The sequence below is a fragment of the Kaistella chaponensis genome (assembly GCF_900156725.1).
Lineage (GTDB): Bacteria > Bacteroidota > Bacteroidia > Flavobacteriales > Weeksellaceae > Kaistella > Kaistella chaponensis.
Map to the genome: position 1 here is coordinate 45813 of NZ_FTOI01000007.1, position 15498 is coordinate 61310.

Annotated in this window: 15 protein-coding genes; 5 read left to right on the plus strand and 10 right to left on the minus strand. The window is 34.6% G+C overall.

Translation table 11 applies throughout. The features are described from left to right. Positions 1–89: 89 nt before the first annotated feature. The 10 genes from BW932_RS08450 to BW932_RS08500 form a co-directional block, all read right to left on the minus strand. Complete coding sequence (locus BW932_RS08450) at positions 90–1385, minus strand: protein NO VEIN domain-containing protein (protein ID WP_084566484.1); 1296 nt, start codon at positions 1383–1385, stop codon at positions 90–92. A 23-nt stretch (positions 1386–1408) separates the two neighbouring features. Next, the gene (locus BW932_RS08455; RefSeq protein WP_076387062.1) at positions 1409–1831 is read right to left on the minus strand and encodes a hypothetical protein; all 423 of its coding nucleotides are present in this window, start codon (positions 1829–1831) and stop codon (positions 1409–1411) included. Beyond that, complete coding sequence (locus tag BW932_RS08460; protein WP_076387063.1) at positions 1824–3569, minus strand: restriction endonuclease subunit S; 1746 nt, start codon at positions 3567–3569, stop codon at positions 1824–1826. The genes BW932_RS08455 and BW932_RS08460 overlap by 8 nt, the downstream gene beginning before the upstream one ends. Before the next feature lies 1 nt (position 3570). Continuing rightward, complete coding sequence (locus BW932_RS08465; protein WP_076387064.1) at positions 3571–5001, minus strand: class I SAM-dependent DNA methyltransferase; 1431 nt, start codon at positions 4999–5001, stop codon at positions 3571–3573. Between the two features lie 4 nt (positions 5002–5005). Continuing rightward, positions 5006–5752: an abortive infection system antitoxin AbiGi family protein gene (locus BW932_RS08470; protein WP_076387065.1), complete on the minus strand. Its 747-nt coding sequence runs from the start codon at positions 5750–5752 to the stop codon at positions 5006–5008. A 3-nt stretch (positions 5753–5755) separates the two neighbouring features. Further along, on the minus strand, positions 5756–8125 hold the full coding sequence (gene hsdR, locus BW932_RS08475; RefSeq protein WP_076387167.1) for an EcoAI/FtnUII family type I restriction enzme subunit R: 2370 nt from the start codon (positions 8123–8125) through the stop codon (positions 5756–5758). A gap of 307 nt (positions 8126–8432) precedes the next feature. Then, entirely contained in the window at positions 8433–9074 is a 642-nt protein-coding gene (locus tag BW932_RS08480) for a DUF6266 family protein (RefSeq protein ID WP_076387066.1), read from the minus strand. Between the two features lie 602 nt (positions 9075–9676). Then, positions 9677–9937 carry a helix-turn-helix domain-containing protein gene (locus BW932_RS08490; protein ID WP_076387068.1) on the minus strand — a complete coding sequence of 87 codons (261 nt, stop codon included), beginning with the start codon at positions 9935–9937 and terminating at the stop codon, positions 9677–9679. An 872-nt stretch (positions 9938–10809) separates the two neighbouring features. Then, on the minus strand, positions 10810–11043 hold the full coding sequence (locus BW932_RS08495; protein WP_143745533.1) for a hypothetical protein: 234 nt from the start codon (positions 11041–11043) through the stop codon (positions 10810–10812). A 594-nt stretch (positions 11044–11637) separates the two neighbouring features. Continuing rightward, positions 11638–12309 (minus strand): TetR/AcrR family transcriptional regulator, encoded by a 672-nt coding sequence (locus tag BW932_RS08500; RefSeq protein ID WP_221404511.1) that lies wholly within the window; start codon positions 12307–12309, stop codon positions 11638–11640. 153 nt (positions 12310–12462) lie between these two features. Between BW932_RS08500 and BW932_RS08505 the strand changes: the two genes are divergently transcribed. The 5 genes from BW932_RS08505 to BW932_RS08525 all read left to right on the plus strand — a co-directional run bounded on the left by BW932_RS08505 (position 12463) and on the right by BW932_RS08525 (position 15406). After that, positions 12463–13122: a DedA family protein gene (locus tag BW932_RS08505; RefSeq protein WP_076387071.1), complete on the plus strand. Its 660-nt coding sequence runs from the start codon at positions 12463–12465 to the stop codon at positions 13120–13122. A 16-nt stretch (positions 13123–13138) separates the two neighbouring features. Further along, positions 13139–13423, plus strand: a complete 285-nt coding sequence (locus BW932_RS08510; protein WP_076387072.1) for a TFIIB-type zinc ribbon-containing protein — start codon at positions 13139–13141, stop codon at positions 13421–13423. Positions 13424–13454: 31 nt separating this feature from the next. Then, positions 13455–14399 carry a TerC family protein gene (locus BW932_RS08515; RefSeq protein WP_076387073.1) on the plus strand — a complete coding sequence of 315 codons (945 nt, stop codon included), beginning with the start codon at positions 13455–13457 and terminating at the stop codon, positions 14397–14399. 216 nt (positions 14400–14615) lie between these two features. Next, entirely contained in the window at positions 14616–14990 is a 375-nt protein-coding gene (locus BW932_RS08520) for a PadR family transcriptional regulator (RefSeq protein ID WP_076387074.1), read from the plus strand. Continuing rightward, the gene (locus BW932_RS08525; protein WP_076387075.1) at positions 14987–15406 is read left to right on the plus strand and encodes a hypothetical protein; all 420 of its coding nucleotides are present in this window, start codon (positions 14987–14989) and stop codon (positions 15404–15406) included. The genes BW932_RS08520 and BW932_RS08525 overlap by 4 nt, the downstream gene beginning before the upstream one ends. Positions 15407–15498 lie beyond the last annotated feature (92 nt).

Sequence of the window (15498 nt, forward strand, 5' to 3'; positions counted from 1 at the left end):
TGCATAATCAATAATGCTGCTATTGCAAATTTTATATATTCCAAACGCTTGTAAAGTGTCCATAAAAAAAGATTGTTTAAACATCTCATTTAAATAACTCGAAGATAAACCAATCCATTTTTCATATTTCTATTTAATTCAGAATAGGGTACGATTTCCCCATTTAAAATTGAATTAAAGAGATTTTCGCTATGGTAAATTGAAGGCTTTGTATATAACTGAGAAATCAAAACTAATTCATATCTATCTCTGTTATCAATGAAAAAATTCCATTCCTTTTTACTTAGAAAAAAGTATTTCTCAGTTCCTGTTGTACCCTTACATTCAATATAGATTGTTATATTTTCTTCTATGAAGCTGAAATCATATTGCTTAAAACTTTCAGTAAATTCGTTCTCCCAACTTAAAATTACATCTGGCATTTTTGCTGATAGATATTCATATGCAATTTCTTCCGCCCGTCTACCAATTTTTGCATTTAGAATAGGATCTTCGTCAATTATAATTTTTGAATCTTCGAATTTTATAGAATTTGCTCTTATAATTTCTGCCGAAATTAATTCTAACTGTTTTCCAATTAATTTGATTGCAATAGTATTACTTTCTACCGTTTTCTCTAAAGTGGAAATATACTTTTCTTCAGAGATTTTCACGTTATTCATTAAAACATCTTGTTTTACGTCAAAATCCTCTTTTTCTTCTTTGATTTCCTCGGTCGAATCTGATTGTAAATCTAAGTTTATTGCCTCCATCAAAATTGCATTCGTTATGGAAGATCTCATCTCAAAAAGTATCTTTGAAAAATACTGTTTATCATAAGCAATTGCATTTAGATTTATATAAACCCCCTTTGTATTTTCACATACATTTTTAGATTTTCTTGCGGCTTCAGCATTTTGGTCGATTCCAATAATAAATATCTTCCAATATTTATCTGTATTCTTTTGATGTTCGAGTATTTTTTCATCAAAGTTTATAAAATCATTACCATCACCGTCAGTGATGATTAGCAAAATACGATGTGAATTATCACCACCTTTCTCTAGGAAGTGAGAAGTTTTTTGATATGCCAAAAATAAAGGAGTACCGCCCATTTCTGGCACTGGCAGTTTTCTAACTTCGTTACTTGCGTTTTCAAATTCACTTCCGGCATAAACCTTTTGTAAAATTAAATCTTGAACATTTTTTGGATTACTTCGGAAAGTGAAAATATTAATAGTATCAAAAAAATCTAAATGTGTCAATAAATCATTAGTTAGAATTTTTTTAACAAGTTCAATTCGTGGAGAACCGTCTTCTAAAAGCCATTTATTTTCATCCGCTGTACCTTTCATGTAACCCATACTTCCCGAATGATCTATGAGAATACGTAGATGTTTGTTCATTTTAAATTATTTAAAAAGTAAATTTATCTTCTTATTTTTTGCAATCTCCATCTTGGCTCTGGAACCAATAGAAAATCAATACCGTGCTTTAAAAAGTGAAGATCTACAGTTCTTTGTCCTACTCTGCAAACTCTTATGATTTCCATATTGTCTTCAGTAAGTGATTTGTAATCTTTTGGACTCGATACTTTTAGGCAATCATAAGAAATTTCAGATTTCACGGTTGACTTTACTTCAAATTTTTCTACAACATTATTTAAAGTTCCTTGGATATCAACTTTCTTTACGTTAATTCTAACCTCTGTATATCCTGTTGATTCTAGATAGAGTTTCACGACTTGAACTCCGAAATTACCAATGTCATGATTGCTCTTTCTATTGGGATAAGCATCATTTAAACGAGTAAAATCATCTTCTGATAGTTCAAAATGTACTACTTCAGACATTTTCCATTTCTTTTTTATCTGTAAAAACCTCCCGCAAAACACTTTTCATCAACTGCTCATTTAGATTTTTGCTTTCTTCTATTTCTTGCTCCAGTTGATCACACAAAAGCATTAAGGCATTTACTTTTTCTACTATTGCTTTTTGTTCTTCAATGGGAGGAAAGGGAAATTGTATATTTTTAATATTTGATTGTGATATATTTACCTGACTAGATGCCATTCCAATCATTTTTGATAATAACAAACCTCTTATTAAATCGCTATTTAAAGTTGATACAATAAAATCAGGTGAAAGTAAATCCTTTAAATATTGTAATCGAATAGTTTTATCTGATAAAATTAAATTAAAATTCATTTCATCAACTTTACAAGCTATTCCAGTTCTATTGATAGGACCTGCTCTTGTGATAAGAATATCTCCAATTTCTACAATTTGATTTACATTAATTTGATAATTTGCAGGTAAAACCTTATTTGCATTTTGATTAAACTTATTCTTTTGGATCGAAGTTGTAGTTAGCACTCCCCATTCTTTATTAACAACAGGTCTTTTTTCACAGTCTGGACTTTTTCCTGCATCTGAAAATAATAATGTATCACCAAGTCTACACCAAACCCAACTTTCAGGCAATTCATATGGAATCTCATCATCTGAAATTGGAGGCAGCGGACTTTCTTTTTTTATTTTCTTATCCTTAATGAGTTGGACTTTCTCTTTTTGTATGCGTTTCAAAAGTTCTGTGGCAGTTTCTGTGTCTGGATTGTTTTTTCGCCAATCGACCGTGAGTTTTCCTTGAACGGCTAATTGTAGAACTGCTTCACGCAATTTTTTTACCGCACTTTTTTCAGTGAAGAAAGATTTAAAATGGTCTTGTAAATAATCCCATTCTTTCGATGTGTCCTCAGTTGTTAATTGTCGCAGAGCCGAAGTCACAAAATCTTCTTTTAAAGCAATTCGCTCTTTTGTTAATTGCTCTAATTGTTCTACTTCTTTGAAAAGTATTTCAACTACGCGTACGATTTCTTTTTGTTCTTCTAAAGGTGGAAGAGGAATGGTGAAGTATTTGATATCGGACATCGAAATATTATCATTCGTAGAGTTTTTCGCTTCGTTAATAACATTTTGTATTAATGGAGTAGGAATTACACAATTTATATATTTTTCGTAAATTGATTTAAAAATCTTTACTGTTGCAACCCTTTGATTTACAACCATTTTTTCTGAAATTGAATCAACAAATAAACTTTTACCCACTGTTCCACCTGTCATTGCTATTAAGATATTCTTACTTTCCAGAATATAAGAACTCAAATCATTAGAAAATGAATGTCTAACTACCTTATGATTTTTAAATCCATTTTCATCAAAATCAGAAATACGTATAACTCTGACACCATCTTCAATATAATTAGTACTTTTAAATGCAAAACCTCCATTAATAGAACTCAATTCTATTAAGTATGTCCACTGCCAAGTATTTGGCAAAGTGTAAGGAAAGTTTTCTTCAGAAATTGTATGTACAGATTTTTCTCTGCTAATTTTCTTCTCCTTAATTAATTGCGCTTTTTCTTTTTCAATTTTTTTTAACAATTCTGAAGAAGGTTCTACTTCGGGATTATCTTTTCTCCAGTTAGCCGTTAACTTTCCCTGTATTGCTAATTGTAAAATCAAACCTTTCAGTTCTTTTGCGTTTTTAGGATGGAGGGTAAGGTTTTTAAAATGTTGTAATAACTGCATCTTATTGTAGGGCTTCAGTTAATACCTTTACTATTTCATCTTGTACAGACGCAATTTTTTTTTCGGCAGCATTAAATTTTTCTAAAATCACTTCCGGGCTTGCCAAAGTATCGACGGCTTGGTGCGGGTTTTTAATATCTAAGTTGTAATTGCGTTTTTTAATTTCTTCTACAGAAACTTTCCAGGCATGTTGGTTCTCTTCCCGATTGTTCCACCATGATTTTTCTAAGTCAAACTCCTTAATATTAATAGGTTTTCCTTTGTTGTAACTCACTACACCTTCGGGATAAGGATGTTCGAAATACCAAATATCTTCTGTAGGCGTTCCTTTTTCAAAAAATAAAACGTTTGTTTTAATTCCTGTGTAAGGATTAAAAACGCCATTTGGTAAGCGTACAATTGTATGCAGATTACACTTTTCCAGAAGTTCTTCTTTCAAGCGGGTTTTAACGCCTTCGCCAAATAAAGTTCCATCCGGCAAAACCACCGCACAACGACCGTTATTTTTTAATAATTTGATGATTAGCGCCAGGAATAGATCGGCGGTTTCTTTAGTTCTAAACTTCGCTGGGAAATTGGTTTCCGTACCATCTTCCTCCACTCCACCAAAAGGCGGATTGGTTAAAATAATATCCAACTTATCCTTGATTCCCCAATCTGAATAAGGTTTGCTCAATAAATTGTCTCTGCGCACAGCAGGCAAATCAAAACCATGCAACATTAAATTGGTGGTACAAAGCAAATGGGGCAAAGGTTTTTTCTCAATGCCACGAATAGAATTTTGTACTATATCTCGATCTTTTGGAGTGTTAATTTGATCCCGCAAATGATCGATGGTACAGGTTAAAAAACCACCTGTTCCGCAGGCAGGATCCAGTACCGATTCTCCCAATTGAGGATTAATCATATCCACCATAAATTGGGTAACCGCTCTTGGTGTATAATATTCCCCGGAAGAACCTGCAGACTGTAATTCTTTTAAAATAGTTTCGTAGATGTCATTAAATAAATGACGCTCTGTAGTGCTGTTAAAATCTATATTATCAATAACATTAATGACCTGTCGGAAGAGTGTTCCGTTTTTCATGTAATTATAAGTATCATCAAAGACAGACCGAATAATATGTGTTTGCGGACTAATGGAAATATCCAGGTCTTTAAGTGCCGGGAATAGTTCGTTATCAATGAAATCCATTAAGAGGTCACCTGTTAAGCCCTCATCATCTGCCGCCCAGTTTTGCCATTTTAAATTTTCGGGTATTGGTGAAACATAGTTGTCAATGGTAATTTCCCATTCTTCTTCTTTGTCTGAAAATATTTTCATGAAAAGCATCCAGACCATTTGTGAGATGCGTTGTGCATCACCATCTACTCCGGTGTCTTTACGCATGATGTCGCGTATGCTTTTTATGTTTGTCGTAATGTTACTCATTAGCTTAAAAGTCGTTTATAATTTGTTCTAATGTTAATATGCGGCTTGCCAGTCTTTTCTTTGTATCTTCTGTAAAATTGACCTTTGCAAATCTTAAATGTTCAATTAATTTTAAAATATCGTCTTCGTTTTCAACAATTAAATATTTGATATCTTCAGGTTGAAAATATAATCTTAAATGATCAATTTTTCTATTATAAAAAGTTTTTCTTTCTTTGGTTTCAATACTAGTTTTTGCTACGAAAGGTTCAACACCGATTTCTTCGAAAGGCGGAACATAGCGCCATTCTCTTTCATCAGCAAATCGGTAATTTTTTGTAATTTTTTGATCTCGAATTAAATCTCCTTCATAATTCTTCATATATCGATAAGTATTTATCAAATTATGATAACCTTTTGTGGTAAGTGAATTTGAACCTAATGTTTGATAAACGCTTGCTAAACCATTGTTAAATCGATCTGCTATATCGCAATGCTGATTTATATACATAACAGGATTTAAAGAATTTCGATTTGCCCATTCTTTGGTTAAACCAATACCAAATTTTCCATAGTCTTTCTCTACAAAATATTTTAAATCTGCCATTTTTATATCACAAAACGAAACCATTGGTACTGCAAATTCCCTTTCTGAATTTGGTCCACAAATCTTTTCTCTAGCATAAGAAACCTTGAAATTAGACGTCAATATTTTATATAAACCATCTTTATCTGTAAAATGAAAAAGTGTAGTGGGGTATAAACTTGCCATATTTTACGCGATATTATAAATTTCGTTTTCTAATTCTTTCATGGCTTTTTCAAAATCTTTATTTTTTCCAAAAGCTCTTACCAGCTCCACGGGTGATCCCATTTCATTTAAAGGTTTTATTTTTAGTATTGATCCTTGCTCAATAGAATAAAATCCTTCTTTTTCATATTTGTCTAAAAGACTGTTGAGAACCTTTTGAGCCATTTCACTATACTTTCCAAAATAATTTCTTTTACGGACATTATCTGCTCTTTCCTTTCTGGTTAAAGATGGCCGATCAAAAGCGACGTGGCATATTAAATCAAAATCATCTAAATCTTTTCCAACATCCTCGCGCAGTTCTTCTAACAATACGCCATGGTCAGCTAATTCTTTGATGAGTTCTTCCTTCTTTTCAGATTCTGTCCATTTCTGAATAAAATCATCTAATGAACTGAATTCTTTTTCTAAGTTTTTTTTGGAATAATCTTTTAAAGATTCTGTTATTAACTTTCCGTCTTTTCCGTAGTACTGCACTCTTTCATTAATTACCGTGACCTGAACTTCATTAACGTAATACTTTTTAACTTCCTCTACAGGAGGATCAGGAATTGTAATATCTGGCGGATCTTTCTCATCACCAGGTGAAATAATTGGCCCCACAGTTGGTTCTGGCTTATCATCTTCATCAGGCGGAACAATTGGGTCATCGGGTCCCGGCTCATAAATTTGAACGGGATCGCCATCAAAGTCAGGTCTTGCAAAAATATTTGTTGCTTTCCTAAAATCTAAAATGGTAAAATACACTTTGCCTTCTGCCTCTCTAATTCTGGTGCCTCGACCTATAATTTGTTTAAATTCTGTGACCGATTGAATATTAGATTCCAACACTATAAATTTTACCATCTTGGTATCAATTCCCGTAGTTAGCATTTTTGAAGTGGTCGCAATGACAGGAAACTGTTCCTCAACATCTGTAAAATTATCTAACTCTTGTTTTCCTACATCATCATCACCAGTAATTTTAACACAGTAATTCCAATTTTTTGCAACCAAATCTGCATTTTCATTTATTAAAGCCTGTCTCATTCTGTTGGCATGATCGATATCTGTACAAAAAACAATCGTCTTTGCATATCTGTCTGTTGCTTTTAGGTATTCAGTAATTTTCTTGGCAATAATTTCTGTGCGTCCATCAATAACCAAAGTTTTGTCATAATCTTTGAGATTATAAATTCGATCCTTAATTTCATTACCAAATTTGTCTAACATTCCGGCAGTTGGCCTCCATCCTTCATCTACATTAGTTGTTACTCTAACCACTTTATAAGGCGCCAAAAAACCATCATCGATGCCTTGTTTTAAAGAATACGTATAAACAGGTTTTCCAAAATATTCCATATTAGATACGTCCTTTGTTTCCTTTGGAGTCGCTGTCAAACCAACTTGAGTTGCAGAAGAAAAATATTCAAGTACTTCTCTCCAGGCAGAAGCTTCTGATGCACTTCCACGATGACATTCATCAATCACAACTAGATCAAAAAAGTCTCGACTAAACTCTTTGTAAGCATTTTTTTCTTCATCTGTACCAGTTAATCCTTGATAGAGCGCAAAATATATTTGATATGACTTATCTATTTTTCGGTTTTTGATGATGTGCATAATATCGTTGCCGAAGGGAGAAAAGTCACCATTTTTAGTCTGTGTCAACAAAGCATTTCTATCTGCAAGAAAAAGAATCCGTTTTTTAAGACCCGTCTTCCATAGACGCCAAATAATATTAAATGCGGTATATGTTTTCCCTGTTCCGGTCGCCATTACCAATATAATTCTCTTTTGGTTTTTGGCAATTGCTTCTATTGTTCTATTGACAGCATTTTGTTGATAATATCGTGGTTTCATTCCACTCGTATCTACATAATAGTCCTTCTCTACAATTTCCTTTGCTTTGGGTTCTGCGAGATTATTATGCTTCAAATATTTTTCCCATAAAATTTCGGGTGAAGGAAATTCATCCAGTGCAAGTTCTGTTTCTAAATCTTTTCCAGAATTTGTTTTATCATGAAAAACAAATGAGTTTCCATTGGAAGTAAATACAAATGGGATCTGTAAAATTTCGGAGTATTCCAAAGCCTGTTGCATTCCTGAACCTGCAGGTAATATATTCTTTTTTGCTTCTATAATTGCAATTGGAATATTTGGTTTGTAGTAAAGAATATAATCTGCTTTTTTGCTCTTACCTCTGGTGTATAATTTCCCTTGTACGATAATTCGCCCATCTGTAAAAAACACTTCCTCGCGAACCTGCTTATGCATATCCCAACCAGCTTCCTGAATTGCAGGATTTATGAACTTTGTACAGATATCTCTTTCTGACAGTTTCTTTTTATCAATCATTAAAACTGGATAAGTGGGTTGAAAAATTAGATTTGAAATTTATTATACAAATTTGAAATTTCGCTTTAAAGCAGTCTGCAAATGAATTTTCGGTATACTTTTTTACGATTTTATTTAAACAACTTGCCATAAAAATTAATTGACGTTAAATATAGTAAAAGCCGATGTATATAAAAAAAGGGAACCCGTAAAATGGTGTAAAAAAATATATATTTTTTACAACACCATTATTTCATATATCTTTTACCATATAAATCGCAAAATCCCCACAAAAAAACCCCGTTCTCTCAAGCGGGGTTGTTGGTTAAATTAAGGTAATAAGTCCGAGGTAAGGACTGTTGCACGCCAGCTTCTGCTCTGCGTTGTTGAAATAGATCCAGAAATGAATATCGAGTCCGCCAAAATAATTGGGCAGGGTGATCTGGGCGGTGCCATCTGCACGGGTGGCGACTCCCTGAAACACTTCAAACACTTGCTGATCTTCACTGTAACTCACCACATTCATTACGTCGGTGGCGTTGCCGTTCCCCTGAAGACTGTTATCGTCCCAGGTAAAGTTCATGATCCTGCCTGCTGCAGGCGTGGCTACCTGATTTTGAAATCCTGCCAATTCTCCCTTGGTGATCAGAATTTTGTTAAAAACCAGTTCCGGTTCATTTGCCACCACCAACAATGCATTGTTGAGCATGTAGGAGGCTGCCAAATTAGCCTTTGATTTCACCCCGCTGCTCATGCCAAAATATTTACTTTGGATGGGTTTGAGGGGTTGCAGAAAACTCACTACGAGTCTGAACTTTTTCTGCTGCAGCAATTGCAATTCAGTCGGCTTTCTGCCACTCTTTTTAGGGACACTTCTAATGATGTCCTTTCCACGATAGTTGGCTCCTACAATGGTGCCTACTTTTCCACTGAATCCTCCTAGGATTCCTTTGCTAATGTTAGCCATAATACTATAATTTTGGATTTGTTATACGAATGTAAAACGAAATTTTACTCCCCTCCAAACCCGTGAAAAATTTGACAGGTTTTGACAACCGCTGACCGATTTTGACCGATTGCGCGCAGTTTTTTAAGGGGTTTCTTCGACCTTTGTTCGAGTCATGTTCGAACATCCTTCGGAAAAAAGATGTTTTTACCGAAGAACAGTCGAAGAAAGGTCGAACAATCATCGAACAAACGAGCAATAAAGAAGCGGGAATACATGGTGGGAAAAAGGTCTTTCTTTTTTTGGAAACGCTTAGGTGCAGGCGTTTGAAGCGCATTCAACCCCACCATCTTCTTTAAGAAGTAGAACAATGACGGGAGTGCACTCATTTTGGTTCTTGGTCAAGTGGAAATGGTAGGATTTTGCGAGCATGCACAAAGGGTTCTGAACGGCGGCGCTGAGTGGCGAGTGTTAGGATCGCACGACGGCAAGTGGAGGCAGGAAAAAAAAGGGATTTGGCGGGAAGTGTTTGGCGGGAAGGTCTGATCAATCAGAAGGATGATGGTCGGGAAGCTCTAAAGAGGTGCGCTCATGGAGCGGGAAGCAGGCCCTAAAAAATGCCTTTATTTAATAAAGGCACTATCGATAAAAGATTTACGATAAAAATATTTACCACCGATTTTGATGTACTCGATGACTCCTTGTTTCCGCAACCGGTGCAGGGTGCTGTCGCTGATGTGGAACATTCTTTTCAGATCAGCGTTATCATAGTAGATGAGGTCGTTTTCTACCACCTTTTTCACATAGCCGAAAATCACTTGCAACATATCTAGAATCTGCTGCGTGTATTCGCTGTTCATGGGGTTTTCTTCTGCTTTTTTCATAATTTTATGTGTTTTGTGTTGGATAAAAAATGAAGAAATCAGGATTCATTTGATCCCTTGTTTCACCCTGCAAGTTGCAAAATATTTGAGTAAAAAAAAAGGGTGTTTTCACGGATTTTTGCACCGTTAAATCACGGTATTTTTATCAAATTGGTACCGTACAACACGCTCTTTTTACCGACCAATCACGGAGGGTCATCTTTTACCACAACATTCCGCCTTGAAAAAACGTACAAAGGCGCACCAATACCGCTTTTGATCGTTGACTTTCCCGTGTTCAGGCAACGGAATTTTAGACGACTGCTATTCAGCGAGCCTCCTTTTGCCTATGATTCAGGAAATAGAGCGGCGTGAAGTTCCAAGAGCATAGTGAAGCGCACCCTCGAAGCAGTGCAACATGGGTGTTTCTTCTTAGTTCTCGGATTGTTTTTTTATTTCAGCTTCGTTGAGTTCGCTTTTACAACCTATGACCACCGTTTCTTATTTGGTGGTGGTCTGCAATAAAAAAAGGGGAATGTTTCGGTTTCGGCAGATCATGAATTGTACATGAAGAAGGCATTGCGAAGTTGGCGATAGGTTGATTTCGACCGTACCCATCTTGGTGCTGATCATTTGATTTGAACCTTCTTACTGTCAAAAAAGTAAAAGCCCCTATCTCAAACTTAAAAAGAAGAATTCACGGGAGTTTTCTGGCTTCCTTACGAACCTTGCCTCCACTGCGAAAACAGCTTTCCTCTTCTTTCTTTTGGAACAACTCCTCCACTTGTTCTTCCCATTTTTGGTAAGAGTATTTAAATTTCAACCATATAACCGATTTCAGGAACAAAAGATGCAATTCTAAGCACCCTTTCCGAACGAAAAGAAATGAACCTCTATTGGTTGCCAGCTGAAAAAATCCAACAAGGTTTCCCGAATGTTCTCGTGGTTCTATTTCCGGAATAATACCAGTCAACGTGCAGTGAACCTGCGAAATCGGTCGTGGAAAGTACGGTGTATATTGCTTTAACAAAAAATGAATTGGCGAATTTAGATTCCTCCCAATTGCTGGAAACTCCGATGCGCTTCCAACCTGATTCTGCTTTTTTGAATTGGTTGGTTGACTTCAAACGCAACGAATCCAACCAATAACGATACGGATTGCGTGGGGAAAATAAGCGGGAATTGCTGCCTGTATTGGGAAGGAGTGCTGCGGTGGTAGGTGGGATTATTTCCCAATACAGAATCTAAAGAAGTCTGTACTGATGAGGGTTAAAAACGGCCAAGGTGTACAAAAGTAGTACAGCTATAACATGCTGCAACATCTTTTCAAAAATATTCTATCAAAGCTTTCGTCTACTATTTACTAAATGTTATCAGGTTTTAATTACGTTTAAATTTAGAAATATCAATATAATATTTTGCCACCTGATTTTTGTACTTCATTGATAAGAATTAAAAAAATTATACCGCTACAACTAAATTGCGAATATATTGTATTCGCGATTGGAAAAAACTTGTTAAAATTGATGAATAATTTCAGTCTGCATCTCATAAAAACCGCCGCAATTCTCCGAATCCAATTGCTTCAACTTCACTAACAGCACTACAATCAACGGATTTAAAGTGGTATTATTTATGGATGCTGATTTAGGTCCAATAGTAAGATGATGATACTATAATTTTCAAGCGAAGCGTAAAACAATAAAGCTTAACATCGCAAATTAGATAGTTTTAAAAGTATCAGATCTATCTAAACTGGAAAAAACCAAATCATTTAGAAATTCAACGATTTCAGTCTCTTTATTTCTTTTGCTGAAATCGGTCAGTGAGGAAAGATTGTGCATGAAGAAGTTTTGAAAATGCGCTATTTCTACGATCGTAGAAGCCAATGATCTAGGAAATTTGTAATTTGGATTATAGGCTAATATCACATTACCGATTAACGTGCATAAATCTTTATAAGGCTGAAAAAACTCTAATTTATTATCTTCCGCCACTTGTTTTGTTAAATAAGCTTTGGAACCTTCTGCCACTATTACAGGATGAAGAAGACTTTCATCTATATAACTTGTTTGCTTGTCATCTTCAATAGGAGATGTTAACAGGCTTATTATTTTTTGTAATTTAACTTTATGGTCTTTGATGTTATTCGTCTGGAAATTGATCTGAAATTCGATCCATCCAAAATACCAGGCGGTAATATAAATTAATAATTTATGCTTGTTCTCAAAATAGCGATAAATACCCGCCTCTGTTGAACTAATTTCTTCGGCGAGTTTTTTAAAAGTAAAAGCTTCGAATCCTAACTTATAAATAAGTTCTACACTGTGTTTCAGAATTTTTCTTCCCAAATCCGTGTCTTCAGGATTACGAAGATATAAGCCTTCGTTCATTTTTATTTTGAACTGGTATTCCATAAGTATTAATTCTTTCCTGAAAAAGTTTCAACAAATCTACCAAAAAAAACTTTACTTTTTTTTATGATAGTATTACTTCTATTTAAAATAGTTTAACTACTTTTGCCAAGAATTAAAAAACTACTGCAAATGGATTTTATATTAGAATCCCTTCAATATCTTTTAGACCCGGATTGGATCATGAAAAATGGCGGACTTTATTTAGTTCTGCTGATCTTATTTATTGAAACAGGAATTATCATTGGTTTTTTTCTACCAGGAGATCCTCTTTTGTTTGTGTCCGGAATGGTCATCGCTTCTGCCAATGAAACGCCATACCCTTTTGAGACGCAAATTTTCAATCTTTTATTTTGGATGGTATTATTTACAGGTTCAACAATTTTAGGAAACTTTTTCGGCTATTGGTTTGGATATAAATTCAAACACGTCGTCAATAGAAAAGAAGATACTTGGTTTTTGAAACGTAAACACATTCAAACGGCGCACGATTTCTATGAAAAAAGAGGAGGCTTTGCTATTGCTATTGCTCGTTTCTTACCAATCGTAAGAACTTTTGCTCCAATAATCGCCGGCACAGTGGAAATGAACTTTAAAAAGTTTGCGATGTACAATGTCGTTGGTGCAATTGTTTGGGTTGTAAGCATCACCTCATTGGGTTACATTTTAGGTGATATTCCGTGGGTTAAAAATAATTTAGAATATATATTAATAGCTCTGGTTTTATTGGTTACAGCTCCAGTGATCATAAAACTAATGACTAAAAAAGAAAATACAAATCAAACAATTTAATAAAAAATAGAAAATTATGAAATGTCCAAATTGTAATGTTGCCTTAACAATGGCAGACCGTAACGGAATCGAAATTGATTATTGCCCGGATTGTCGCGGAGTTTGGCTTGACCGCGGTGAACTCGATAAAATTATCGAACGCTCCGTTCAGCAACCACCGGTTCAGCAACCCCCAATTCCCCAGCGAAGTAATTACCCGAATCAAGAAAGATATTATTCCGATAAGGACAAATATTATTCTGACAAGGACAGATATTATAAGAAGAAAAAGGGACTTTTAGGTGATCTATTTGATTTTTAAAAAATTAGAACACCATTTTAATCGATAACTTATGATAGTTTGGATAGTATTTATTGCAGTAGTAATTTTTGCATTGATTTTAGATTTAGGGGTATTCAACCGAAAACCTCACGAAATAAAAACAAAAGAGGCGGCCATTTGGACCAGTGTCTGGGTAACCTGTGCTTTGCTTTTTTCCGGAGTAGTCTATCTTTCCTTTGAGAATGATTGGATCGAGAACCCAACGAACCTCACCCCAACAAATGCAGTCTTAAAATTTGTTACCGGCTATTTAATCGAACTCTCTTTGAGTGTTGACAACATCTTTATTATTGCACTCATCTTTTCGTCTTTTGCGATTCCTAAAAAGTATCAGCATGAAGTACTTTTTTACGGAGTATTAGGCGCAATCGTTTTCAGAGCCATAATGATCGTTTTTGGCGTAGCACTCATTACAGAATTTAGTTGGATGATCTATGTTTTTGGCGTATTCTTGATCTTAACTGCGCTAAAACTGCTGTTCAGTCACAACGAACAAAAAGACCCACATGATTTTAAGATCTATAAGTGGATCGCTAAGGTTTATCCGGTTACAACAACGATTGAAGGCGATAAATTTTTCGTAATAAAAAATGGTGTAAAGTATGCTACGCCGTTATTTGTAGCACTGATCATCATAGAATTGACGGATGTATTTTTTGCTATAGACAGCATTCCTGCGATATTGGCAATTACCGCGGATCCGTTTATCGTTTTCACCTCTAATATTCTGGCGATAATGGGATTACGGTCGATGTACTTTTTAGTTGTGGGTATGTTGGATAAATTCAAATACATCAATTATAGTTTGGTGGTGATTCTGGCCTTCGTTGGAGTAAAAATGATCATTTCTCATCATGTAGAAATCCCTGAATGGTTGTCACTTGGCGTAATCGTATTGTCACTCGCTGGAGGAATGTTGGCTTCTAAATTAATAAAAGACCCCAAAATTGAATAAGAAACCGTCTTTAACCTTTTAAATCTGATGCGGGATCTATTTCTAAATTTAGAAAATGAGATCTATTCTAATTCTCAACTCAACGATCCCGCAGAACAGTTAACTAAAATTTAAGCGATACACCTCAATTTTAAACTATCTTGAAATTTTTTGCCTAAATAAAATAATATTATTACATTTGTACTATACAAGTTGTTTAATACAATTTAAATAATAATGAAGAGTTCCGACAACCTAGATGAATTATTGCTTTCTTGGGAAAACACCTACAAAAAAGGGCAATTAACCCTCTGGATTTTTATGGCGCTTCAAGAAAACAAAAAGTACGTCGACGAAATTAAAAGTTTTATTGAAAAGAAATCGAACGGAACAATTAGTTGTGAAGAACAAAGTCTATACAGAGCATTAAGAAAATACGAACACATCAAGGTTCTTACTCACGACTTAAAGGAAGGAAATAAAGGTCCCGAGAGGAAATACTACTATATGACAGATCTTGGTCAAGTACTTTTCAATGAATTTGTCGATAGAAATATAAAATTATTCTACTCTACTGAAATCAAAAACATTTTAAAATTAGAAGAACAATGAAAACAATTACACCGTATTTATTAAAATTTGCATTAACTGCAACTGTATTAACCATAATTTTCAGATACTTTTTAAGCTATGGAATAGATGACCAATCCGGAATTATTATTGGTGTTTCGGCAGCAACTTATGGTCTTCTAATGTTCGCTTCAGGTTGGTATTTCGGACAAAAAGATGGAGAATATTTACCAATATATGACGTTGGTTTTAGGTTTCATCTAACAACTTATTTAATACATAATGGAATATCGCTTTTATGGATCGGTCTTGGTTTCGGGTCTAAATATGAGAATTTAAACGTATCCATCATGGTTGCAGTTTATTGGGGAATACTTCTTTTATTACATTCTGTTTTCTTCTTACGAGCAAATAAAAACTCGATAAACAATCTCGATAAAGAAGATCTTTTTGAATAAAAGATTTTCATTAACAAAACATTATCCAAACGAGTAGAAATTTACCTCGAAGATGCGCGATTAATTAAGTTATAGCAATAGAAACATTTCGT